Annotated in this window: 18 protein-coding genes; 11 read left to right on the plus strand and 7 right to left on the minus strand. The window is 69.9% G+C overall.

Features of this window, described 5'->3' with window-relative positions; translation table 11 throughout:
- Positions 1–229 precede the first annotated feature (229 nt).
- Positions 230–3280 (plus strand): DUF4132 domain-containing protein, encoded by a 3051-nt coding sequence (locus QHF84_RS07690; protein ID WP_281312539.1) that lies wholly within the window; start codon positions 230–232, stop codon positions 3278–3280.
- Between the two features lie 64 nt (positions 3281–3344).
- Here QHF84_RS07690 and QHF84_RS07695 read toward each other — a convergent pair whose 3' ends face one another.
- The 7 genes from QHF84_RS07695 to QHF84_RS07725 all read right to left on the minus strand — a co-directional run bounded on the left by QHF84_RS07695 (position 3345) and on the right by QHF84_RS07725 (position 10704).
- Positions 3345–4115 carry a LamG domain-containing protein gene (locus tag QHF84_RS07695; RefSeq protein WP_281312540.1) on the minus strand — a complete coding sequence of 257 codons (771 nt, stop codon included), beginning with the start codon at positions 4113–4115 and terminating at the stop codon, positions 3345–3347.
- 229 nt (positions 4116–4344) lie between these two features.
- Complete coding sequence (locus tag QHF84_RS07700) at positions 4345–5040, minus strand: hypothetical protein (RefSeq protein ID WP_281312541.1); 696 nt, start codon at positions 5038–5040, stop codon at positions 4345–4347.
- A 343-nt stretch (positions 5041–5383) separates the two neighbouring features.
- The gene (locus QHF84_RS07705) at positions 5384–5809 is read right to left on the minus strand and encodes a hypothetical protein (RefSeq protein ID WP_281312542.1); all 426 of its coding nucleotides are present in this window, start codon (positions 5807–5809) and stop codon (positions 5384–5386) included.
- An 80-nt stretch (positions 5810–5889) separates the two neighbouring features.
- Positions 5890–8679, minus strand: a complete 2790-nt coding sequence (locus tag QHF84_RS07710) for a CHAT domain-containing protein (protein ID WP_281312543.1) — start codon at positions 8677–8679, stop codon at positions 5890–5892.
- Positions 8676–9407, minus strand: coding sequence for a hypothetical protein (locus tag QHF84_RS07715; protein ID WP_281312544.1), 732 nt, complete (start codon positions 9405–9407; stop codon positions 8676–8678). Before QHF84_RS07715 ends, QHF84_RS07710 begins: the two co-directional genes overlap by 4 nt.
- Complete coding sequence (locus tag QHF84_RS07720; RefSeq protein ID WP_281312545.1) at positions 9407–10066, minus strand: sigma-70 family RNA polymerase sigma factor; 660 nt, start codon at positions 10064–10066, stop codon at positions 9407–9409. Before QHF84_RS07720 ends, QHF84_RS07715 begins: the two co-directional genes overlap by 1 nt.
- A 95-nt stretch (positions 10067–10161) precedes the next feature.
- Complete coding sequence (locus QHF84_RS07725; RefSeq protein WP_281312546.1) at positions 10162–10704, minus strand: dihydrofolate reductase family protein; 543 nt, start codon at positions 10702–10704, stop codon at positions 10162–10164.
- A gap of 63 nt (positions 10705–10767) precedes the next feature.
- Between QHF84_RS07725 and QHF84_RS07730 the strand changes: the two genes are divergently transcribed.
- The 10 genes from QHF84_RS07730 (at position 10768) to QHF84_RS07775 (ending at position 22943) form a co-directional block, all read left to right on the plus strand.
- Positions 10768–11757: a WYL domain-containing protein gene (locus QHF84_RS07730; RefSeq protein WP_281312547.1), complete on the plus strand. Its 990-nt coding sequence runs from the start codon at positions 10768–10770 to the stop codon at positions 11755–11757.
- A gap of 61 nt (positions 11758–11818) precedes the next feature.
- Positions 11819–12433, plus strand: coding sequence for an FMN-binding negative transcriptional regulator (locus QHF84_RS07735; protein ID WP_281312548.1), 615 nt, complete (start codon positions 11819–11821; stop codon positions 12431–12433).
- Positions 12434–12687: 254 nt separating this feature from the next.
- The gene (locus QHF84_RS07740) at positions 12688–13755 is read left to right on the plus strand and encodes a polyprenyl synthetase family protein (protein WP_281312549.1); all 1068 of its coding nucleotides are present in this window, start codon (positions 12688–12690) and stop codon (positions 13753–13755) included.
- 14 nt (positions 13756–13769) lie between these two features.
- Positions 13770–14495, plus strand: a complete 726-nt coding sequence (locus tag QHF84_RS07745; protein WP_281312550.1) for a hypothetical protein — start codon at positions 13770–13772, stop codon at positions 14493–14495.
- Positions 14492–14887 carry a hypothetical protein gene (locus QHF84_RS07750; protein WP_281312551.1) on the plus strand — a complete coding sequence of 132 codons (396 nt, stop codon included), beginning with the start codon at positions 14492–14494 and terminating at the stop codon, positions 14885–14887. The genes QHF84_RS07745 and QHF84_RS07750 overlap by 4 nt, the downstream gene beginning before the upstream one ends.
- The gene (locus QHF84_RS07755) at positions 14856–15155 is read left to right on the plus strand and encodes a hypothetical protein (RefSeq protein ID WP_281312552.1); all 300 of its coding nucleotides are present in this window, start codon (positions 14856–14858) and stop codon (positions 15153–15155) included. Before QHF84_RS07750 ends, QHF84_RS07755 begins: the two co-directional genes overlap by 32 nt.
- Positions 15152–16174: a hypothetical protein gene (locus QHF84_RS07760; protein ID WP_281312553.1), complete on the plus strand. Its 1023-nt coding sequence runs from the start codon at positions 15152–15154 to the stop codon at positions 16172–16174. Before QHF84_RS07755 ends, QHF84_RS07760 begins: the two co-directional genes overlap by 4 nt.
- On the plus strand, positions 16146–16592 hold the full coding sequence (locus tag QHF84_RS07765) for a hypothetical protein (protein WP_281312554.1): 447 nt from the start codon (positions 16146–16148) through the stop codon (positions 16590–16592). Before QHF84_RS07760 ends, QHF84_RS07765 begins: the two co-directional genes overlap by 29 nt.
- A gap of 17 nt (positions 16593–16609) precedes the next feature.
- On the plus strand, positions 16610–18967 hold the full coding sequence (locus QHF84_RS07770; protein ID WP_281312555.1) for an NAD(P)-binding protein: 2358 nt from the start codon (positions 16610–16612) through the stop codon (positions 18965–18967).
- Between the two features lie 64 nt (positions 18968–19031).
- The gene (locus QHF84_RS07775; RefSeq protein WP_281312556.1) at positions 19032–22943 is read left to right on the plus strand and encodes a serine/threonine-protein kinase; all 3912 of its coding nucleotides are present in this window, start codon (positions 19032–19034) and stop codon (positions 22941–22943) included.
- The last annotated feature ends 5 nt before the right edge of the window (positions 22944–22948 follow it).

A 22948-nucleotide genomic window follows, 5' to 3' on the forward strand; every position in this document is an offset into this window, starting at 1 on the left:
ATTTGGCCAACGTCTCATGGAAACGAACGTGCGTCCATCGGGACGAATGCTGGAAACCTGCGCTGTCGACACGCCCGCTGCGCACGGCGTGATTCAATGAGGACGTTCCTGCGTTCGCCTGCCTCCGGCCCACATTCTGCCGACGTCCGCAATCACGATAGCGGGATTCGATCCGTCGCGAGCCGGTGGCGCACGACGATGCCGAATTCCGGCGGTCGCTGTTACGTGCATGATGGAAGTCGAGGCGCCCGCGCGTATCGTCTCACCCGTGGACCCGACAGCGTACGAGCCGATCGTCCTCGCGCCCGAGCAAGGCCCACGCGGCGACGCCTGGGGCAGCTCCCTGAACGCGACGCGACCGATGCCCGACGCCATGCGCGCGGCGCTCCTCGCGACCGACGTGCCCGCCGCGCTCGCCGCGCTCCGTCGCACGCTCCCCTCGCCGAACACACGCGACGTGTTGTGGAACGGCGCCGACGGTTTGCTCGACGAGGGTTTTGCGATGAGCCCCGAGGCCGCCGTCGCGCTCGCGTTCGATCCGCAGGCCTGGCACCACGACCAGGAGCCGAAGCGCGCGCTCCGCTACCTGCTGCCGATCGCGAAGGAGGCGCTCCCACTCGTGATCACGCGCGCGGAGGAGATCCCGCCGAACCGGCCCGACGTGACGCTCGCGTGCGCGGTCCTCCTGCCGCGCCTCCTCGAGGCCACGGGCGCTCCGCTCGACGCGCGCTGGGACGCGCTTCTGACCCAGGCGATGACGAGCGCGCACGGCCAAACGATCGTCGCGATCCTCGGCGAGACGCTGCGCACGCTGGTGCCCGAGCGGCGCGAGGCGATCTTCCTCGCGATGCCCTGGATCGACTGGCAGTTTGCGCGTTTCGTGCCGACGCCCAAGATCCTCGGGCTCGCGCTCGACAATCTCGCAAAGCGTTTGCCTGACGATCGCGGTCGAGATCACTGGAACGAACGCGTGATGCAGGAGGCGTTGATCGCCTCGGGCCCCTCTGCGATCGTGCCGCTCGTCGCGTGGATCGAAGGACCGGGCAAACAGGCGGCATGGCGCGGCGTGGCGCTGCGTGCGCTCGGCGTGATCGGCGATTCGAGCGTGGTGAAGGTGCTCCTCGCGCATGCCGACGACCGCCACGAGATCACGCGCGACGCCGCGCGTGATGCGCTCCGGATGCTCGGGGAGGCATCACGGACAGCGCTGATCGAGGCGTCGAAAGGCGAGGGGTCGCTTGCACGCTGGGCGCGTGACGAGCTGCGCGCGGTCACGGGGCAGCCCTCTTCGGCCGATGTCGCGTTGCGCGAGCTCCAGGCGTCGCTCACGCGCGAGGAGCGCGCGCGGTACGCGGAGATGGTGGCCCATGGCCGCAGTTATGCCGGTGTCTGGCCTGAGCCCACGCTCGTGGAGGTGCGCGCGGCGATCCGGGCCGATCCGGTGCGCGCGCTCGCGGCGTTCGCCGAGCTCGACGTGGTGCACGGCTTCTTCGGGTTCGTCGTGGCCGAGGCCGGCAAGCACCTCGGCCTCGCCGCGATCGTTGCGGACCTCCTGGTCGCGGACCGCGGCATGCACGGGCTCGACGAGACGCTGCTCGACCGCGTGCCATCCGCGCTCGAACCTCTCGGCTTTCGGCTCGAGCAGCGCCTTCCGGGCAACACCGCGAAGATCGCGGCGCACGTCGCCGACCGCTACCCATGGGAAGGGCGACGCGCGCTGATCGCGTGCGCGCGCAGCGAGGATGCGCCGGTGCGCGAGCTCGCGGTGCGCGGCCTCGTGCGTGCAGGCAAACGCGTGGTGCCGGAGGTGCTTGCCTTGCTTGCGCGGGACGACGACGAGAGCGTCGTCTCGGCGGCGCGCGTGCTCTGCGCGCTACCGTCGCCGGAGGCGGCACCCGCGCTCGAAAAAGCGCTCGCGGGTGCGACAGGCGAGCGGCTCGCAGCGCTGACGCTCGCGATCGATTCTTGCCGCACGAGCGAGCTCGCATCCGATCACGCGGCGCTCGACATGTACCTCGCCGAACGTGCGAGGGCGCGCGGCGCGAACGTCCCGCGGCTCCCCGGCATGCCGGCGATTCGCTTCCGCGACGGCGTGGAGCTCTCCGAAGACGCGCGCCGTGGGCTCCTCGCGGCGCTCGCCGCAGACGATGCGAACGCGCCCTACGGTGGTCTCGCCGCGATCCGCCGCGAGATCGACGACGGCGATGCGGCCGAGCTCCTCGCGGCGATGCAGCGCGAGATGCTCGGGTACAAGCCGTGGCGGCTGCTCGCGATCGGCACGCTCGGTAGCGACGCGCAGCTCGACGCGCTCGGCGCCGAGGCCCGGACGCCGCTCGAGATCGAGGCGCTGCGCCGGAGCGGCAACGGCGTCGCCTTCGCGTGGCTCGATCACCTCGCGGAGCACGGCGATCCGGAGCTCGCGCGGGCCGCGAGGGAAGCGCTTGGCCGCGCGTGCGAGGAGCGGGGCGTCGATCGGGATCGACTCCTCGACCTCACGACCCCGCGCGCGCCGCACGATCTCGAAAAGACGCACGCGACGCTGCGGCGAAGGCTCGAAGCGGCGATGATCGTGGCTCGAAGCTTCGACGCCGAGCATTTCCGCGCGTTCGTGCTCGAACACCCAATCGTGCGCGCGTTCGCGACCGGGCTCGTGTGGAAGGACGCGAAGGGCCGGCTCGTGATCCTCACGGCGGAGGGCATGGTCGACGCCACGGGCGCGGCCGTGGAGATCGAGGCGCCGGTGACGATCCCGCATCCGATCGAGATCGACGAGGCGCCGCTCGTGGCGCTGCGCAGGCAGCTCGCGGCGCTCGCGCTCGTGCAGCCTTTTGCGCAGCTCGAACGCAGCTTCACCCGCGACGCCCAGGCTCGGCTTTCCGTGCTGATTGCCCAGGCCGAGCCGCGGCCGGTCGTGGTGTTCGAGGGCCTGCTGCGGCAGCGCGGCTACCATCGAGGGGAGGTCGAGCAGGGCGTCGTGACCGATTCGAGGCGTCCTCTCGCGGACGGCTGGTTCATGATGGCGCGGCACGACGCGATCTGGGTCCGGGGGCGCGGCCAGAAGAAGTGCGGCCTCCAGGACATCGAGCCGATCCGGCTGCCGATCTGGGAGGCGCCGACGCCCGCGCTCTTCAGCGAGGCGTTCGAGGACGCGCGCGCCGTGCTCGAAGCCGAGGCGGGGACGAAGAAAGCGAGGGCACCCAAGAAGCCGAAGGACGCCGCGGTCGCCGGCGAGCCCAAGGAGCGCAAACCGCGCAAGCCGCGGACCCCTCCGGCGACGTGATCGGCGGACGATGAATCGACGGGCCGCGCCTCGTCACCGAGGCGAAAGGCCCGCTTGCACCATTTCAGTTCAGGCACTCGGCCTTCAACGTCCCGATCTCCGCGGCCGTGAGCGCGCGGTTGTACAGGTAGACGTGGTCGATGTTGCCATTGAACGCGCTCCAGGACGGGTGATTGCCGATCACCACGGGGCGCGCCGATTGCTGCAGCGTCCCGCTCGCCGGCGTGGACGCCACGAGGGCGCCATTCCGGTAAAGGAGCAGGTTCGCCCCGTCGTAGACGCCGGCCACGTGTTGCCACACGCCCGTCGCCGCCGGAGCCGTCACGTCTTTCGTGACGCCCCACTGTCCGCCCGGGAATGCCACCGAGAAAAGGATGTTCCCCGAGGACACGCCGAGCTGATAGGAATCGAGGGCGTACCACTTGCTCAGAATGGTGCCCGACGCGAGGGACTGCGGACGCACGCAAGCCGAGACGGTCATGGCGGTCGTGAAATCGAGCGCCGCCTGGTCCGGGATCTCGACCTTGCCGTTCGTCCCGTTGAACTCGAGGCTCTTGCCGCCCTTCGCGCCCGCCGCGCAGCTCACGCCGCCCGACCGGGCGCCGTGCAGATCGTTGCCCGACGAATCGAACGCGGTGGCGCCATTGCAATTGACATCGAAATGCCACGCCGCGACGGGCCACGCGATCTGCAGCGCCTCCTCGGCCTCGCCGACGCGCCCCTCCTCGACGCCGTCGTTTTCGACGTCGTCCGCGGCGCCGGGGTCCGCAATACAAGCCGTCGCGACGAGGCCGGTGCCGATGAGCAATGCCGTGAAAATCGAGTTCGTCTTCATGTGTGTCTCTCTTTCTCTGTTTTCGAATGGTCTTCGTCTGGTGCCCCCGCGGGGGCGATGGCTCTCGGGGCGGACGACGGCCGGGGCATTCGTGGGCCCGGGCTTCGCCTCCCCTCGCGAATTCTCTCGGGCAGCGCGCTCTTTCGTCGCCTCGCGCTCGCCTCGATGGTTCTTACGACGAGGGCTCCCGATTCCTGACGGCCCTCCTATTTTTATTTTCGGCGGCCGGCTACCGCTTCGGCATTGCGCGGCTTTGCCCGGTCTTCCGAGGAAACTCGATGCGGCGCGACCTCGCGGGACGGATCCTCTCCGGGGCCGTGTTCGTCCTCCGCGCGGGGCGCAGGCGCGGCGCATGGTTTGCCTCGGCGGGGGCCGATGCGCTCGCGGCCTTCGCCTTCGAGGGCGCGGGGGACATCGCCTCGCGCCCGTGCCGCTCCCGTGGCGCGTCCGCATCGAAACGCGCGCGTTTATTCCCGGTCTCGAGAGGGTATTTGCCCCCCTCCGACGGCCAGCCGGCGAAGCTCGCCTGCACCATGACGCTCTCCGATTGGATTCCCTTGTCCGGGTCCTTCCAGGTGAGCACCCCATAACCGACGTCCATCGCGGGGCCGCCCGCGACGGGGTAGACCGCCGTGCCCGCGTCGAGCATGCGGGGCTCGAGCCCCTCATGATTGCTGATGCGATCCCCGGCCGCCGTATAAAGGACGAGGTCCACCGCGGGCATCGACGCGCCTTTGTCGACCCGCGCGTACAGCTCCCGCGTGGACGTCACGTACACCCGAGAGCAGGCTCCACACTGCGGATCCGTCGGCGCCGGCTCGAGGGTCCCGCCGATGGTCACGTGTGCGGCGACCTGGGGTCCGCGGACGCACCCGCCGAGAAAAACGCTCATTGCAATCATCGCAGCAGCGATTCGGTAGCTCATCGTGTCCTCTGGGCGGAGGCACCACGCCCGGCGGGCAGACCACTCCGTTCGGCAAACACCCTTCGGTGTCGCGCCGCGAGCCCCGCCGACAGCTCGAGCCGGCCCGAGGAAGGCTCGGGCATCTCGGCTCGGGTGTCGCTCTCCGACCTCGTCTTTCTCTACGACGAGGGGCGCGTCGGTCTGACAGCCTCAACAGTATTATTCTCTGTCATCGGATCCTCGCCGCGGACGCAGGGGTGCATCACGCGGGGTGATGCGTGGCGCGGCGGCAGAGGGGATACGGGTGAGCAGGGGCCGGGTGGGCGGGAGGGGAGGCGGGCGGCGCGCAGGAGAAGCGCGCGGATCATTTCGTGGGGAGGCCTATCTCCGCGGACTCCGCCGGAATCTTTTGCGTGTGGTAGCCCGACAAGCCCTGCCAACCGAGCACGCCATAAACGACGTTCCTCGTTGCGCCCTCCGAAACCCAATACGTCGCCTTGCCCGGAGCGTACGTCCGGGGCGCGAGCCCGTAATACTTGCCGAGGACCTGCCCCGTGGACGTGTAGAGGACGAGGTCCATCTTGGGCATCTGGTCGATGCCGTCCAGCGACGCGTACACCAGCGTTTCGTTGATCACGTACCTGCACGCGCCACACTGCGGATCGGTAGGTCGCGGCAGCCCAGCGCGGTTCGCGACGAGGGCCGCTTTGCTCTCCCCTACCTCGGGCGCGCTGCTCGAAGCACAGCCCATGACCAGAATGCACAATCCGAACGCAATTCGATTTCGCATCGTATCCCTCCGCGCCTGTCCCTTACGACGCCGCCTCGTCGAGTCTGACAACCTCACCACTTTTTTCTGACAGCGCGCGATCAGGGCACGAGCACGCGCAGGCTGGTCCAGTCGGACGCGGCATCCTCGCCCCGGACCACGAGCGCCGCGTCGCGCAGGGCAGCGGCCGCGTCGATCGGGCCACGCGCGGAGGGCGATCCATAAAGCGCCGCCATCATCCGCTGGGCCATGCGATCGTCGATCGGGCGCGTCGCCGCGATGACCGACCGCGCTCCGGCGACGACGAACGCCTGGGCGAGCCCGAGCCCCTCGGCCCGCGCCTCGGCCGCCGTCCGCGCCGTGTCGCACCCGGACAAGACGACGTGCGCCGGCACGCGCGGCAAGGAGAGGACGTCCCGCACGCTCAGGAAACCGCCCTCCGCGAGCGGTAAGCCGCTCTCCCAGCCGTCACGCCCGCCGAAGAAGCCATGCCCCGCATAATGGAAGAGCATGGCCCCGGGCGTTTCGAGCCCCTCGCGCACCGCGCCCAGCGTGGCCTCCCGGGTCCACAATCGCCGCACCCGGACGTCCCCTCGCTCTTCGAGCGCCCCCGCGACGATCTCGGCCTCACGCCGCGCCGCCGGCAAGTCGCGCCGCGGATCGGCGACCACCACGGCCCACGCGGCTCCCTCTCCGGCCAGCGCCTCGACGCTCTCTCCACGCCCGGGGAGATCCACCGCATAAGCCACGGGCGCGCGCGTGAGCAGCGGCGCGCCACGAAAAGGTAGGGCGTGAAAATCGATCCGATCGAGCTCACCATAAGGCGCGAGCCGGATTCGCCGGGCGGTCGTGATCACGTCCCCGAAAGGCTCGAGCAGCACGCGCGAGAGCTCCTCCGGTGTCGCCGTCGCGCTCAGCGCGGGCAGCCTGCGCGCCGTGACACCCTCGTGGGTGAGGGCAAACCCCGCCCAGCCTGTGCGGATCGGGTGATACACGAGGAGCAATTCGCCCGGATGCACGGGGGGCAGCGCCGCGTTTTCGTCGACCTCGGCGCGCCCGAGCACCGCGAGCGCCTGATCGAGCGCGGCCACGAGCTTCGCCTCGCGGGCGATTCTCCCCGCGCGCACCCGCGCGAGCGCGTCGGCCGCGAGCTTCCAATCTCCGCGGGCCTCGTGATCGAGCGCATCCCGCTCGCGCCGATAGTCCAGAATGGCGCCCTCCCAGCGAGCTCGCTCCTCGGGGCCGAGCGCCGCGATGCGGCCCTGCCACCGGAGGGCCGCGAGCGAGCGCGCGCGTGAGCGACGCGCGGCCACGGCGGCCTCGGCCGGATCGTGGCGCAGGAGAAAATCGACCCGCCGGCGGGCGCCCTCGTCGAACCGTCCGAGGAACGTCTCGCGCCCCTGCCCGAGCGGGACGAGCAGGCTGTGGTCGTCGAGCAGCGCCTCCGCCTCGGCATAAGCCTCCTTCGCGGCCGTCACGCGTCCGAGGGCCTCGAATGCCTCCGCGCGCCCGAGCGCCGCGCGAAAGCGGCTCGCCGGGAGCACGCCTGCCGCCGCGATCTCCGCCATTCTTTCGTACATGGGGAGCGCGCGCGCCGGCTCGCCGCGCCCGAGGGTGATGCGACCTTCGATGTCGAGCAGCCACACCGCGAGGCGCGCGTCCGGATCGGGCCGCTCGCGGCGCGCGAGGGTGAGGTACTCCGCTGCCCGCGCGGCGTCTCCGCCGAACAACTCGGAGAGCGCGAGGTTGGTGAGCGCATTTGCGAGTTTTTCGGGGTCCGGGCACGCCCCGCGATGCATCGAGAGCGCTTGCGAGAATGCGGCGATCGCGTCTTCGATGCCGAGCTCCGATCGATCCCCTCGCGCGATCGCTTGCAACGCGAACCAGCCGACGTTCGTGTGCATCGCGGCCTTTCGGCACGGGCTCGCGTCTTCGGGCAACGACGCGCGCGCTTCGGCGAGGAGCGCCTCGCCCTCGGCGCCTCGCCCAAGGATCTGCAGCATGTCGGCCTCGAGCTGAAGCACGTCGAGGCGGTGCTGGGCGAGCCCGAGCCGCTCGGCGCCCTCCGCCGAGGCGCGCAAGAGCCGCAGCGTGGTGCGCAGATCGCCGGTCTCGGAGGAGAGCAGCCCGGCGTAATAGGACAGGAGCACGCGCCCCTCCGGGTTCCGATCCGCGAGCGGCTCGAGGCGTTCGAGCACGCGCCGCGCCTCCGAGAGCCTCCGTCCGTGGTACGTCAATGTGTAATAGAGGGCGAAACCATCGAGGAACTCGTCGGAGATCCGGCCGAGCGCGCGGTGGGCTCGCATGCTCTCCTCGAAGCGACCGATCGCCTCCTCGATCCGGCCCTGGGCCCTGTCGATCCGGGCGAGCTTGCCGAGCACGCGCGCCCTTCGCGCCGGATCGGGGTCGGAGATCATCGGCGAGAGTTGTTTCGCCGCCTCGTCGAGTTTGCCCGTTTGGCGGAGGGTCTCGGCCTCCTTCAAAGCGGGATCGGGGTTCGGCGGGCGGAGCGGCAGCCGGAAGGCCGCGCGCCGATCGCCGAGCGTGGCCGTGACGGAGAGCTCGCGCGTGTGCGCGGGGACCTCGATCCGCCCGAGCGTGCCGCCCTGGATCGAGGCGCCTTCGAGCGCGGCCGCGGGTGCGTCGAAGGTCGCTTCGATCCGCGCTCCCGGCGGCGCCTTCACCCAGACGCGCAGGGTTCGATCTTCGGGCAGCTCGCAGGCGGGGTCGGCGAGCACGGCGCCGCAGCCCGCGACCTCGACTTCGAGCGGCAGGGGCGGCGGAGGAGCTGCGGCGGGTGCTTCGAGGCGTGTATCGCCGCGCGTGACGAGCGCGAGCGCGAAGAGCAGGGCGGGGACGAGCGACGACGGTCGCGCTGGCGCTGGCGTCATGGGGCCACGAGCACGATCGACTGGCGAAACAGCCGCACGCGCGCGTCCGGCTCCGCCGCGGCGCTGCGGACCACCGCGCCTGCGTCGGGCAGCGCTCCGGGGCGACCGACCGCGATCACGATCTCGTACGAGCCCGCGGGCAGGTCGGGGAACAGGGTTTCCCGCTCCCCTGCCACCCGGACGGCTCCATCGGGAGAAATGTCCGGGTGGATCGGCCAAACGCGTGCACGTCCGTCCTGGATCAGGAAGCCGCCCGCGGCGATCGGCTTCCGGTCCGGGGAAGCCGGGCGGAGCACGATCTCCAGGGACGAACCCGGGCCGAGGCGGAGCGGGGGGCGCGGATCGGTCGGGGCGGGCTCCGCGCGGGTGCTGTGCTCGCCGCCGAGAAGGCTGAGCTCGTAGGCAGGGAGCGGGTCCCCGTTCGAGGGCCCGCGGCCGGGCAGCCCGACGAGCAGGGCGACGGCCGCGGCGGCGGCCAGCGCGGCGATCGCGGGCACCCACGTGCGTCTCTTCGGGAGCGGGACGACCTGGGCGCCTTCGCGCGGCGGCGGAGCCGGGGCGGGGATCTTCTCGGCGGGCTTCTCGGCTTCCATCTGCGCGAGGATCGCGTCCGTGAACCGCGCGCGGGCCGCCTCGTCGAGTGGCCTCTGCCTGATCTCCTCGTCGATCTCGTCCTCGGCTTCGCGCGCAGCCTGCGCCACGGCTTTCAGCAGCTCATCCGTGGTCATCAGGGGGGCCTCCGGACAGGGCTACGATCCGAAGCCTCGTTTTCTGACACGAGCTCGGCGGCGATCTGCCGGACGAGCTTCCCGATCCGGCTGCGCCACGCGTACACCGCGTCCGGCGTGAGGCCCGTGTCCGCGCAGACCTCCTCGGTGGACCGCTCCTCGACGAAGAGCAGGAAAAACAGTTCGAGGCCGCGGTCGCTCAGGCGCTCGCGCAGGCGGTCGACGATCGTCCGCAGGGCCTCGCGCGTGAGGGTTTCGAGCTCGGGCCCGACGTCGCCCGGGGGCGCGTCTTCGGCGAGGTCCTCGTCCGTGGTCGGATCCTCGGTCCAGGGGCTGCGCCGGCGGCTGCGCAGGATGGAGGCGATCTCGTGGTCGGCGAGCAGCCCGACGAAGCCTTCGAGCGAGGAGCCGCGGGCAGGGTCCCACTTGCGCAGGGCCTGCCCGCCGTTCGCGAAGATGGCCAGGAACACGGACTGCGTGAGGTCCTCGACCTCCTGCCGGACATCACGCCCGAGCGCCGCCCCTCGCCGCCGCCGGAGCGCCCGCGCGACACGCATCTGGACGACGGGCGTGAGCCTGTCGACGAGCGCGCGCACGGCCTGCCGCTCCCCCACGAGGGCTTTCGCTACCAGCGCGACGGTCAGCTCGGGGGCGAGCACGCCGAGAACCTACCGTCCTGCCCGGGGAGGGGGCAAACAGACGGCGGAAGTGGAGACGCGCCGTACCACCTACGTCAGGCGCGAGCGACCAGGACTTACGCGCGTGGGATCTCGTATCGCAGCTCGACGAACCCGCGGTCGAACCGCTTGATCCCCTGGAGCACGAGCGGGCCTGGAATCGACGCCGGCAGGAGCGGCGCCCCGCTGCCGAGCACCACGGGCGCGACGCCGAGCAGAATCTCGTCGAGCAGTCCTCGCCGCGCGAACTGCGCGACGAGGTTGCCGCCGCCGACCAGCCAGACGTGTTTCCCCTCGGCCGCGCGCACCATCTGCTCGTGCACGACGCCCACGTCCTCGGCGGTGAACCGGATGTCCGCGTCCGGGAAGGCCGGCAGCGCGCGATGGGTGAACACCCAGGTCGGCAGACCGGCGTACGGCCACGTCTTCAGGCCTTCGGCGAGGAGGAACTCGTAGGTCGCGGCGCCCATGGCCAGCGCGCCGACCCCGGCGAGGAAGGCCTTGTAATGCGCGTCCACGCCGTCGACGTCGTTGAATTGAAAAAGCCAGCCGAGGCGACCCTCGGCGTCCGCGATGTACCCGTCGATGCTGGCCGCTACGTAGTATTGGGTTCGTGTCATGGCCGGAAGATACCCGGGCATCCCTGACACCTTCTGTCAGCGTTTTTCTGGCATGATGCGGGCGTGCGATCCAGCCGGCTTCTCGCGCTCCTCCTCATCCTCCAGCGGCGCAGGCACGCCACGGCGACCGAGCTTGCCGATGAGCTCTCGGTCTCGGTTCGCACGCTCTACCGGGACATCGCGTCGCTCCTCGCGGCGGGGGTTCCGCTCTGGACCGAGTCGGGCCCGGGCGGCGGAATCCGCCTGGCTCCGGGCTGGCGTACGCACCTCGATGGCCTGACCGCCGACGAGGCGAGCGCCCTGTTCTTGTCCGGCGCGCCGCAGGCGGTCGCCGACCTCGGATTGGCCACGGTCGCCGCGACGGCGCGCGCCAAGGTCGACGCGACCCTGCCGGCGGAGCTGCGCGGCCGCGCCGGTCGGATCCGGGAGCGATTCCTGCTCGATGCGCCGGGGTGGTTTGCGCGACGGGAAAACCTCGATGCGTTGCCGGCCGTCGCCGAGGCCGTCTGGGAAGGTCGTCGGCTCGACCTGCGCCACGGGGAGAGGGCGGCCCGGCGTCGCGTGGACCCGCTCGGGCTCGTCCTCAAAGGGGGGACGTGGTATTTGATCGCGCGGCATCGGCGGGCGATCAAGACCTACCGGATCAGCCGGATCCAGCGGGCCGAGGCGAGGACGGAGACGTTCGCCCGCCCGGATGATTTCGATCTCGCCGCCTGGTGGGCCGAATCGTCGGCGGCGTTCGACCGTTCGCTCTTGACGTACCCGTGCCGTGTTCGCCTCTCGTCCCGTGCGCAGAAGCTGCTTCCCCACGTGATCCCGCACGACGCCGTGCGCCGGATGCTGGAGGACGCGGGGCCGCCGGACGCGGAGGGCTTTCGGACGGTGGATTTGCTGCTGGAGAGCGAGGACGTGGCCACGGACCAGCTCATGGGCCTGGGGGATGGGGTCGAGGTGCTGGCGCCGGCCGCATTGCGGCATCGTCTCCATCGCGTCGGGATGCAAATGGCGCTGCGGAATGGTCCGGATTCGTGTATGGCGAAAGGCGACGTGTAGATCCACGAAACCCGCGTGACCCCTCGACCACGCGACGCGTAATGCGCTACCCTGCGTCCGCGTGTACCTCCCCAAAACGTTTCAAGCGACCGACCCGGCAGAGATCCACGGCTTCATCGAGGCCTACTCGTTCGGCGCCCTCATCGTCACCCATGACGATGGCTCCCTGGAGATCGCGCACCTGCCCTTCCTCCTCGATCGCAACGCGGGTCCAAGCGGCACCCTGCGCGCCCATGTCGCCCGTGCGAACCCCATCTGGAAACTCGCGGGCCGCCCTGCGACCGTGGTCTTCTCGGGCCCGCACGGTTACGTCTCGGCCCACTGGTACGAGCATCCGCGCAAGCAGGTCCCGACCTGGAACTACATGGTCGTGCATGCCCACGGACGCCTCGAAGCCCCGATGGATCGAGCGAGCCTCGCGGCCCTGCTGGGCGATCTCTCCGCCTTCCACGAGCGAGGCGCGAGCGAGCCGTGGCGCTTCGAAACCCTCGATAGCAACGTCCGCGAAGAGTTGCTCGACGCGATCGTGGGCCTCACGCTCCCGATCGATCGCCTGGAGGCCAAGTTCAAGTTGAGCCAGAATCGGTCTCCGGAGGACAGGGCGCGCGTGATTCATGCGCTCCGGGAGCGCGGCGGGCCCGACGATCTCGCGATGCTCGAATGGATGGAACGATGATGTCGTGGCACGGCGAGCTCGCGCGGCGCATGTCGGGGCCGCAGCGGCACCGGCTTTTGCAGGGATATCCCATGCTGCCGCTGATGCGTCCTGCATCGCCTGGGACGTGGGGGCCGTCCCGTCTCGCCTGAAAGCCATTCGACGCAGACGGGATAGGGCCTGTTCGTCTCGCACAGAGTCCACGAATTTCGCGCGTGACCGCCGCTCGACCTCGATCTCTGGGCGCGCGGCGTTAGACTCTCTCCCATAACTTCGTGAGCGCCTCCCATCTCGTCGATTATTTGCACGAATGTCGCGAGCTTACGCTGATCGAGCTCGAGGCCATGATCGCGCGGGAGACGGCGTGCCGCGGCGTCCTGTACGAGCGCATGCTCGAATACCCCATGCGCAGCGCAAAGGCGCTCCGGCCAGCGATCTGCATCGCGACCTGCCGCGCGCTCGGAGGGCGGCTCGAGGCGGCATTGCCGTCCGCGGCGGTGCTCGAGCTCTACCATAACGCGTTCCTCATCCACGACGACGTCGAGGACGGCTCCGAACGGCGGCGCGACCAGCCGACCCTCCACGGAATCTACGGCGTCCCCATCGCGGTGAACATCGGAGACGCCATGCTCGCGCTCGCGCTCGGGCCGCTCCTCGACAACACCCGGACGCTCGGCGTGGGCAAGGCGCTCCGCATCCTCGAGGTCATCCACCGCATGGCCAAGGAGTCCGCCGAGGGCCAGGCCATCGAGCTCGAGTGGATCCGCGACGGCGCCTTCGACCTCGACGACGCCGATTACGTACACATGGTCGAAAAAAAGACCGGCTATTACAGCTTCATCGCGCCCGTGCAGATCGGCGGGATCATTGCCGGCGGACAAACCTGCCGCGTGGACCCGCTGACGCGGTTTGCCGCGGCGCTCGGCGCTGCGTTCCAGATCCAGGACGACGTCCTGAACCTGACCGCGGACGAGGGGCGTTACGGAAAGGAAATCGGCGGCGATCTCTGGGAGGGCAAGCACACGCTGATCCTCATGCACGCGATGCGCTCGGCGGCTGCCGAAGAGCGCGCCCGCGCCCGGGATATCCTGCGCAAGAAGAGGCCGCCGTACGCGGGAGCCTCGGCATGGCCGTCCGAGGCATGGAAGTGCGAGGAGGATGTCGCGTTCCTCCTCGCGCTGATCCGCCGCCACGGCAGCATCGCGCACGCCCAGGGCGAGGCGCGGCGGAGAGCACGGGAGGCGGCCGCGGCCCTCGGCGCAGCTCGCAGCGGGCTCGGGCCTTCGGTGCATCTCGATTTCTTGTCCGGCCTCGTCGATTACGTGATCGATCGGGATCGGTAGGGGAGGGAAGGAACATGAGCCATGGACCGCGGACCGACGAATTCGAGGGAGCCAATCCAGGACGGGAGCAATCCGAGCGCCTCAAGGAGGCGCGGACCGCGGTGCTCGAAGGGCTCGCGGAGGCGCTCGGGAACCTGCACCGGCTGAGGGAGATCACGGGCGAGCGTCGCGGCCCCGAGCTGCCGCGTGTCCCCATCGGGGAGAGCGCGACCGACGGTGATCTCCTGATCGACCTCATGCGATTGCACCTCGATATCCTGAACCGCGTGCTCGCGTTCGGTCGGGACCACGCCGATCTCTTCATGAGCCGGCTGGAGAGGACGCGCGCGCCGCGCGCGGGCGCCTCGCTGCGGGCGCTGCGCATCACCGGCCACCCGGGCGGCGAGGCCGTGGGCCAGTTCGTCCTGGAAAACGCGAGCCGGAGCGAGGCGGCCATCTCGGTGCGCGCCTCGGCGCTCACCAGCATCGATTGCAGCGAGCCTTTCGAGGGCTCTGTTCGTGTCACACCAGCGACGGCGCGCCTCGGGCCGGGGCAGGAGATCCTCGTGGACGTGCGCGTCGCGCTCGAACAGCAGCGTTTTTATCCCCGACAGCGTTATCGCGGGACGATCGAGGTGAGCTCGCCCGAATCCCCTCGGCGCGACATCCCGCTCTGGATCGAGGTGCTCGAGCGGCCCGAGCCCGCCGAGCCCGCCGAGCCGCCGGCGCCCGCGGACGAAACGGGCAGGACGGTGCCATGACAAACGGCGAGAATCCCCTGCGTGTGGTCCTCGGCCACCCCGAGGATGAGCTGGCCGCGATCCTCGACGAGCTGCGGGCCGCCATGAGGGCGCACCCGCTCGCCGCGGAGGCGTTCGTCCGCGCGCTCGTCGCGGAGGGGCGCCGGTTTGCCCTGACGCCGGAGGGGCGGCGTTATCGCACGGAGCTTGCGGACTCGGCGCTGATCCGCCGCGGGCGCATTCTCTGGGATACCTGCGCCGTCAGCCTCGACGACGGCGACGCGGCCGAGCCCTCCGCGCTTTTCGACGCGCTGGTCCTCGCGACGCGCGTCGAGGCCTTGGAGCCCATGCTCTCCAGATTCTTCGCGCTGGGAGGCGACGATGCCGAGCCGGATCCTCGATCGCAGGGCTGACGCGCTGAACGACAACGAGCCGGTGCTCGACTTCGCCTTGGGCCTCCTCGCCGTATGCAAGAAGCTCGACGTCGCGCTCGCGTATTGCGGCGAGCGCGCGCAGGGAGGTGGGCGCGAAGAGGACGAGGTGACGCTCCATTTCGTCCTCGGCTTGATCTCGTTCCGAACGAACGTGCTTTCGGTCCTCGAAGCGGCGCGCGTGCCCTCGCCGACGGAGCGCCGGGAGGGGGCCGGGAGACGCCCGCCGATCCGGGGGCTTTTGCGGTGAACACGCTGCCCGCCTCCGTGCTCGCGCGCCTCGATGCGTTCCGTTTTCCACATGCCACGCGCGCGGAGCGCGCGGCGCACAAGGAATGGTTGCATTTCTGCATCCACGGCCCGGGCATCGATACGATCGTGAACTTCAGCGTCACGGGCGGCCCCGAAGGCGAGGCGCGCGCGCAGGTGACGGCGCTCGTGCGCGAGGAACAATGGGATGGCGACGTGGAGGTCCATGGCGAGGACGAGGTCGTGCTCCGCCGCGATCGGCTCGGGGCCACCTTCGGGAAGAATCGCCTCGAGATCTCCGGCGAGCGGTACGAGCTGGCGGTGACGCTCGCAGATCGTCCCATTTCGATGGCCCTCTCCCTGCGGCCGACGACGTTGCCATTGTCCAAGCGTCAATTCGCGCTGGGCAGCGCCGGATCGCTGCATTGGCTCCTCGTCCCGCGGCTCGTCGCTTCGGGGACGGTCGTCGTCTCCGGCCGCACGCACCGCTTCGAGGGCGCGCCCGCGTACCACGATCACAACTGGGGCCGGTTCGCCTGGGGCGGCGATTTCGCCTGGGAATGGGGCTACGGCCTGTCCGCCTCGGCCACCTCGCCGTGGAGCGTGGTCTTTTCGCGCCTCGCCGACCGCGGCCACCACGAGGTGCGCACGCAGGCGCTCCTCCTCTGGAAGGGCGCAAAGCTCGACCGCGTGCTGGCGAGCCGCGATATCGTGGTCCAAGAGGAGGGATACCTCCGGCCACGGCGCGTCTTCAAGGTGCCCCGGGTGATGGCCCTCCTCGCGCCCGAGACCGCGACGGACGTGCCGCGGCGCCTCGATATCCGCGCGGCAGCCGAGGGCGACGAGCTCCACCTCGGCTTCGAGGCCGAAGAGGTCGCGCAGATCATCGTGCCAAACGATCACGACCTCGGGATCACCATCATCAATGAGATCCGTGGTTTTTTGCGATTGAGCGGAGTCGTCCGCGGTGAGCGGGTCTTCATGGAGGGCCATGCGATCTTCGAGCGCGTCACCGCCTGAGGCCTCCTTCGCCGCGTTCCTCGCGGAATCGTTCGCGGCGCTGCGGCGTGATCTGCCCTGGATCTTCGAGCGCCTGTGCGAGCGGCTCGCGCACCGCGAGATCCGGATCGAGGTGGACGGCGAGGCGCTCGGCCTGCGCTGTGAACCTCACGATATCCATTTCGTCGAGGCCCCGCCCTCGCCCGACGTCCTCCTGCGCACGGATCGGCGGACGATCCTCGATCTGGTCGACGCGCAGCGCACCTTGCTGGAGGCGCTGCTCGAGGAACGGCTCGTGGTGCTCGCGCGCGTGGAGGACGTGATCGCCCTGCACGACGCGGTCCAGACATACCTGCACGGAGCGGTCCGCGATCGGGCATTTCCGGCCCTGCTGCGGCGGTTTCGGCAATCGACGGCGAGGGCGGCTGGCCTCGCCTGATACGGAGGGAGGGGGAGATGGCAGCGCCGAAGGAACCCAAGATCGTCACCATTTTCGGGGGAGGGATTGCCGGCCTCACCGCCGCGCACGAGCTCTCGGAGCGCGGGTTCCAGGTGTTCGTCTGGGAAAAGGATGGCGGCGAGCCGACCATCCCCGGGCGGTCCGAGGTCGGCGGCATGGCGCGGACCCAGTGGACGCGCGTCAACTGGCCCGCTTGGCTCGAGGAGCCCGAGAAGCGAATGCGGAGCACCGAGCCGATCATTCGCCTCGACGAAGAGATCTACTTCGCGCCGGGCGAAGCGGTGCCGGCCGATCCGGCGGAGGCCGCGCGTATCCTCGCTGCGGTGGCCGAGAAGCTCAATCGATATCCATTCCTGCGCGAGGTCGACATCGAGGGTTTCGCGGATGTGCCGGACGAGGCGCTCACCCTTGCGCGGGCAAACTATGTCAAAGAGCAGCTCGTCACGGTGTTCGGCGTCCAGGATCCGCCGAGCATGAGCCCGCATCCCTCGTTGCCCCGGACGTCGCGCCTGGATACCTGGGGGCTCGGGGACGCCCACGATCCGGAGAGGCCGGCCGACAAACGCAATTACGTGGGATTCTTCGTGCGGGAGGCCATCCTGCCAGGGGAGCATGGATTCCGCTTCTTTCCGGCATTCTACTGGCATCTCTTCGACACGATGCGGCGCACGCCCATCCTCGAGGACGTGCCCGTCTCCCCGGTACGAGCGGCGCGCACGCGTGCGGCCATCAAGAGATTCGGGACCTTGCGCGATCTGCGCATGTGGATCGACACCTACCCCATGGAGACGACGCGCACGGTCTACGATAACCTCGTCTCGACGAGCACCCAGGCCGTCATGACCGAGCGCGAGGGCGCCCCCGCGCTCGTCCCGCGCCGCGTGGCGCGGTCGTTCGAGGTGATCTGGAGGAATCTCCACGCCTTGCTGGTGACCATGCGGTTCACGCTCGAGGACATGCAGCAGTTCGAGCGCAAGCTCTTCAAATACCTCACCTCGTCGAGCGCGCGCCGCGAAAAGGAATACGAGCAGATCTCATGGTGGGATTTCCTGGAGGGCGACCGCCTGAACCCGGAGCTCCAGGAATCGATGGACGCCTGGCCGCAGGCGCTCGTGGCCATGTCGGCGCGGGAGGGGGACGCGCGGACGCAGGGCAATGTCACGATGCAGCTCATGCTCGACCAGCTCGCCGACACGCAATACCTGGACGGGACCCTGAATGGTCCCACGAGCGAGGCCTGGTTCGCGCATTGGCGCCGTTACCTCGAAGCGCAGGGCGTCCGGTTCATCCACGGAGAGCTGCGGGGCATTCGGCTCCGGGACGGCGAGATCCGGCTCGATGTCCACCGCTTCGACGGCAGATCCGCGCTTTATGCCATGGGGTACTTCCTGATTGCGCTCCCCGCCAAGGAGGTGAAGCGCCTCGTCACCGAGGAGCTCGTGGAGGCGTACGAGCGCGCGCACCCGGCGGGGTCCGATGAGGGACCGCGGGACGATACGCTCCGCCGGATTCGCGAGCTCCCCACCGGCGGGCTGGAGAGAGCGCACCCCGAGGGCGCTCTGCAGCACCTCAGCGGTATTCAGTATTATTTCGCGGAGGACATTCAGTGGGTCAACGGCCACACCTATTTCCCGGACTCGGACTGGGGGCTCTCGTCGATCTCGCAGGCGATCTTCTGGAGGCAAAAGCCCCGCGTGAACAGCGGATACCGGGGCACCCTGTCCGTATGCATCGCGAACTGGTACAAGAGGAGCCGGAACACCGGAAAGTGCGCGTGGGAATCGTCACGCGAAGAGATTGCGCGCGAGGTCTGGCGGCAGATCGTGCAGGGCCTCGAGAAGCGCAGCCGCGGGCGCGCGGCGGCGCGCGACGGCGAGCCGGGGCTGCTCTTCTGGCCGCCCCCCGAGCCGCTTTTTTATCATATCGACGACGCGATCCGGTTCAAGGAGGACGGCAGCGGCGTCCTCGCCAACGACGCGCCGCTCCTCATCAACCGTCCCGGCGAATGGGCGTCGCGGCCCGGGGAGCCGGGCAAGTACGGGATCTATTTTGATACCCTCGCGTTTGCCGGGACGTACATGAAGACGTATACCCGGCTGACCACGATGGAGGCGGCGAACGAGTCGGCACGGCATGCGGTGAACGCGATCTTGGCGCACGCCGAGCTCCACAATCCCACCGGGCGTCTCGGCAATCTCTGCGCGATCTGGCCGCCCGAGGAGCGTGAGCTCGAGGACCTTCGCTTCCTCCGGGATCTCGACGAAAAGCTCGTGGAGCGAGGTCTGCCGCATTTCCTGGACATCGTCGGCGCCGAGGGCATGGTGTCCGCGCTCTCGACCGGCGCAAATCCATGAAATACAGGACGAAGCGCGGCGGATTTCGTTGGCCCGTCCTGGTCGAGGAGATTTCCGGGATGTCGTGACGCTCGGGACCGGATGCTGGTACGCCCGATTGCGATGGCGGTTCCTCTGCCCGATATTGCCGCCCGAGCCGGCCGAGCAGGCCGGCAGACGCTGCGAGACGGAGAAGGCTTCATCCATGGTCGCGTGGCTCAATCCTGGCGTCCCCGATCATCCATTCCAGGGGACCGACCGTTTTCGTCCCATCGAACTCATCGGGCGGGGGGGGATGGGCTCGGTCTACCGCGTCCACGACGTGGAGATGGGGCGCGACGTCGCCCTGAAGACGCTGGAATACCTCGATTCCAATCTGCTCTACTACCTCAAGGAAGAGTTCCGCTCGCTCGCCGGCATCACCCACCCGAACCTCGTCGAGCTCTACGAGCTGGTCGCCCAGGGCGAAGACTGCTTCTTCACGATGGAGCTGCTCGACGGCGTCCATTTCATCGAGCACGTGCGCGGTCCCCAGGGATGCGCCCCGCTCCTCACCGAGCCGAGGAGCCGGATGCGCCTCGCGCTCGTCGATGGCTCCGAGGTCCCCTGCCGGGAGGAAGACACCTCGGAGGGCCTCCCTCCCGCCGCGCTCGAGCGCCTCTCGCGGACGCTGCCGCAGCTCGTCCACGGCCTCGCGGCGCTCCACGCCGGCGGCAAGATCCACCGCGACATCAAGCCCTCGAACGTCGTGGTGACCCGCGAGGGCCGCCTGGTCATCCTCGATTTCGGACTCACCATCCCCTACCGCCAGGGCAGCCAATGGCCGCCCGACAGGGAGGTTGTCGGGACACTCCCCTACATGGCGCCGGAGCAGATGCGCGGCGGACGGCTCTCGCCGGCGGCCGATTGGTACAGCGTCGGCGTGATGCTCTACGAGGCGCTGACCGGGTCGTTGCCCTTCACCGGCTCGGTGCCCGACGTGCTCCGGCACAAACAGCAGGCGTACGTGCGGCCGCCGCGGGAGTTCGCGCCTGCGACGCCGCCTGCGCTCGATGCCTTGGTCATGGCCCTGCTCCATCCCGACCCCGCGCGTCGCGCCGGGGGCGACACGATTCTCAAGGCCCTCGGCAGCAGCCCGAGCGAGCTCTCCGAGGCCGTGCCCCCAGCAAAAGAGGCCCCTTTCGTCGGTCGCGCGGAGGAGCTCGCGGCGCTGCGCGCTGCCTTCGAGGACGTCAAGAGCGGACATGCCGTGCTCGTGCGCGTGGAGGGAGCCTCGGGAATGGGAAAAACCGAGCTCGTGCAGCGATTCCTCTCCTCGCTCATCGAGACCGAGCTCGACCTCGTCGCATTTCGGGGCCGCTGCCACCCGCAGGAATCCGTTCCGTACAAGGCGTTCGATTCGCTCGTCGACGAGCTGAGCCGTTATCTGGTCAGCCTCCATCCCTACCACCTCGACGCGATTGCACCGGCGCACGGGGCCGCGCTGACGCGGCTCTTCCCCGTGCTGGGGAGGGTCCCGGCGCTCGCCACCTCTCGCGGGCACGCGGCGAGCGCTCAGGATCCCCAGGAGCTCCGGCAGCGCGGATTCGAAGCGATGCGCGAGCTCGCCGCCAACATCGCGCTGTTCCGGCTCCTCGTGTTCTGGATCGACGACCTGCAATGGGGCGACGCCGACAGCGGCCTGCTCCTGCGCGAGCTCTTGCGCCCCGAGGACGCCCCGCCGATGCTCGTGATCCTTTCGTATCGCAGCGAGGACGTCGATCGCAGCCCGATCCTGGAGGCGGTCGCCTCCATGGCCCGCGAGCTGCCCGAGGGCGCCGCGCGAAGGATTGTCCTCTCGCCGCTCGACGAGGGGTGTTCGCGCGCGCTTTTCTCGATGGTGCTCGCCTCGGAAGGGTCCGCATTCGAACCGCTCGCCGCGCGCATGGCGGTGGAGTCGGCCGGCTCCCCCTTCTTCATCGGCGAGCTCGCCCGTCATCTCCGCGCCGCGCCCGGCGCGGCGCTCGATCTGCACCTCTCCCGGGTCATCCAGGCTCGGGTCGAGCAGCTCACCCGGCGTGAGCGCTGCCTGCTCGAAATCGTCTCGGTGGCCGGCGGGCCCATCGATCGCGGGGTCGCATTGCGTGCATCGGGGCTCGGCGAGACGGGACGCCCGGACGCCGCCCGCCTCGGCCAGCTCTCGCTTTTGCGATTCACCGAGCTCAATGGCAAGCTGGCGGTCGAGACGTACCATGATCGGATCCGCGAGGCGCTCGTCGCCGATCTCCCCGCCGAGGAGCTTCGCACCTGCCACCGCCGACTCGCGGAGGCGCTCCTTTCCCTCCCCTCGCCCGACCCGGAGGCGCTCGTCGAGCATTACCTCGGCGCCGGCGACGCTCGCGCGGCGAGCCATTATGCGCTGCTGGCGGCCGATCGCGCGGCCGCCTCGCTGGCCTTCGATCGCGCGGCGGCGTTGTACCGCAAGGCGCTCACGCTGGACACCCACGGCGAGGAGCGCTGGAAGGTCGAGCGAAAGCTCGGCGAGACGCTGACCAACGCGGGGCGTGGTGGGGAGGCGGCAGAGGCCTTCATGGCCGCAGCTGCCACACGCGCGGCGCAGGCGCACGACGACATGCAGATCCTCACCCTGGAGCGCTGTGCGGCGGAGCAATACCTGCACAGCGGGCGCATTCACGAGGGAATGAGCCTCCTTCGCTCGGTGCTCGTGCGCGTCGGCGTGCGCCTGCCCGACTCCTCGCGACGAGCGTTCTGGTCGGCGCTCTTCGTGCGCCAGCGGCTCCTCGCGCAGGGCGTCCGCGTCAAGCGTCGCAGCCCTGATCAGGTCTCCGCGCAGGCGCTCGCGCGCCTCGATACCCTCTGGGGGGTATCGACGAGCCTGGCGCTGATCAATTTCACGACCGCCGACGCGCTCGGCGTCAAGCAGCTCAGCGCCGCGCTGAAGCTCGGCGAGCGCTCCCGGATGGCGCGGGCGCTCGGCTACGAGGCCTCGGTGGAAGCGTGCTTCCGGTGGCCGCTGCTTCGCTGGCACAGCGAGCGGCTGCTTTGCCTCGCCGAGGACCTGGCCCGCGAGACCGGGGACCCTTACGACCGAGCCTGGGCGCTCGCGTCTCGCGCCGCGTGCTCGTGGTTTGCTGCGTCCTGGGCGGCGTCGGTGCGCTTTTGCGACGAGTCCGCGGCCCTTTTACGAGAGCGCTGCCAGGGCATCGCCTGGGAGCTCGCGATGCTCGACGCGTTCGCGCTCTCCGCGCTCGCGCAGCTCGGCCGGGTGCGGGAGCTCGGCGAGCGGCTCGCCCGCTCGATGCGGGACGCCGAGCGGCGGGGTGATCTCTTCGCGATGAGTAGCTGCCGGCTCGGCCAGCCGAGTTTGTCGTGGCTCGCCGCGGATCGCGCCGAGGAGTACGACGCCTCGCTTCGGACGGAGGACGTCGAGCTCGAGTGGCGGCTCAACCCGACACAGCAATACCATCGGGTGATCAGCGTCGTGCAGACGTGCCTTTACATGGGCGAAGCCGAGCGCGCATGGGCGTACATCGAGGATGCGTGGCCGCACCTTCGCGGATCGAAGCTGCTCTGGGTGGAGTGCATTCGCGTCGAGCTTTGCCACCTCCGGGCGCGCGCTGCGCTCGCGGCGGCTGCGTGTGGACCGGTCCACGCGCTCCGCTCGCGCGAGGCGCGGCTCGTCCGCACGGCCCTCACCGAGGCCCGCCGCATCGAGCGCACCGCGCTGCCGCACGCGGCGCCGCTCGCGGCGTTGATCCGGGCCGCTGCGGCGCGGCTCGGGGGGGATCGAGACCGGGCCGCGCGTGCGCTCTCCGCGGCCGTGGAGGGCTTCGCTCGGACGGAAATGGCGCTTTATCGGGAAGCCGCGCGCGCCCGCTTGGGCGCGCTCCGGGGCGGCGCCGAGGGCCTCGCGCTCATCGAGGAGAGCCGGCGCTTCATGGCCGCGGAGGGCATCCGCGAACCCGCGGCCATGATTGCGATGCTCGCCCCGGGTTGAACCTC

The organism is Polyangium sp. y55x31, from assembly GCF_029946505.1.
Taxonomy (GTDB): Bacteria; Myxococcota_A; Polyangia; order Polyangiales; family Polyangiaceae; genus Polyangium.

Excerpts from the sequence above, each read along its gene's own strand:
- QHF84_RS07690 (WP_281312539.1), top strand. The coding sequence starts at position 230 with ATGATGGAAGTCGAGGCGCCCGCGCGTATCGTCTCACCCGTGGACCCG.
- QHF84_RS07695 (WP_281312540.1), bottom strand. The coding sequence starts at position 4,115 with ATGAAGACGAACTCGATTTTCACGGCATTGCTCATCGGCACCGGCCTC.
- QHF84_RS07700 (WP_281312541.1), bottom strand. The coding sequence starts at position 5,040 with ATGAGCTACCGAATCGCTGCTGCGATGATTGCAATGAGCGTTTTTCTC.
- QHF84_RS07705 (WP_281312542.1), bottom strand. The coding sequence starts at position 5,809 with ATGCGAAATCGAATTGCGTTCGGATTGTGCATTCTGGTCATGGGCTGT.
- QHF84_RS07710 (WP_281312543.1), bottom strand. The coding sequence starts at position 8,679 with ATGACGCCAGCGCCAGCGCGACCGTCGTCGCTCGTCCCCGCCCTGCTC.
- QHF84_RS07715 (WP_281312544.1), bottom strand. The coding sequence starts at position 9,407 with ATGACCACGGATGAGCTGCTGAAAGCCGTGGCGCAGGCTGCGCGCGAA.
- QHF84_RS07725 (WP_281312546.1), bottom strand. The coding sequence starts at position 10,704 with ATGACACGAACCCAATACTACGTAGCGGCCAGCATCGACGGGTACATC.
- QHF84_RS07745 (WP_281312550.1), top strand. The coding sequence starts at position 13,770 with ATGAGCCATGGACCGCGGACCGACGAATTCGAGGGAGCCAATCCAGGA.
- QHF84_RS07750 (WP_281312551.1), top strand. The coding sequence starts at position 14,492 with ATGACAAACGGCGAGAATCCCCTGCGTGTGGTCCTCGGCCACCCCGAG.
- QHF84_RS07755 (WP_281312552.1), top strand. The coding sequence starts at position 14,856 with ATGCCGAGCCGGATCCTCGATCGCAGGGCTGACGCGCTGAACGACAAC.
- QHF84_RS07765 (WP_281312554.1), top strand. The coding sequence starts at position 16,146 with ATGCGATCTTCGAGCGCGTCACCGCCTGAGGCCTCCTTCGCCGCGTTC.
- QHF84_RS07770 (WP_281312555.1), top strand. The coding sequence starts at position 16,610 with ATGGCAGCGCCGAAGGAACCCAAGATCGTCACCATTTTCGGGGGAGGG.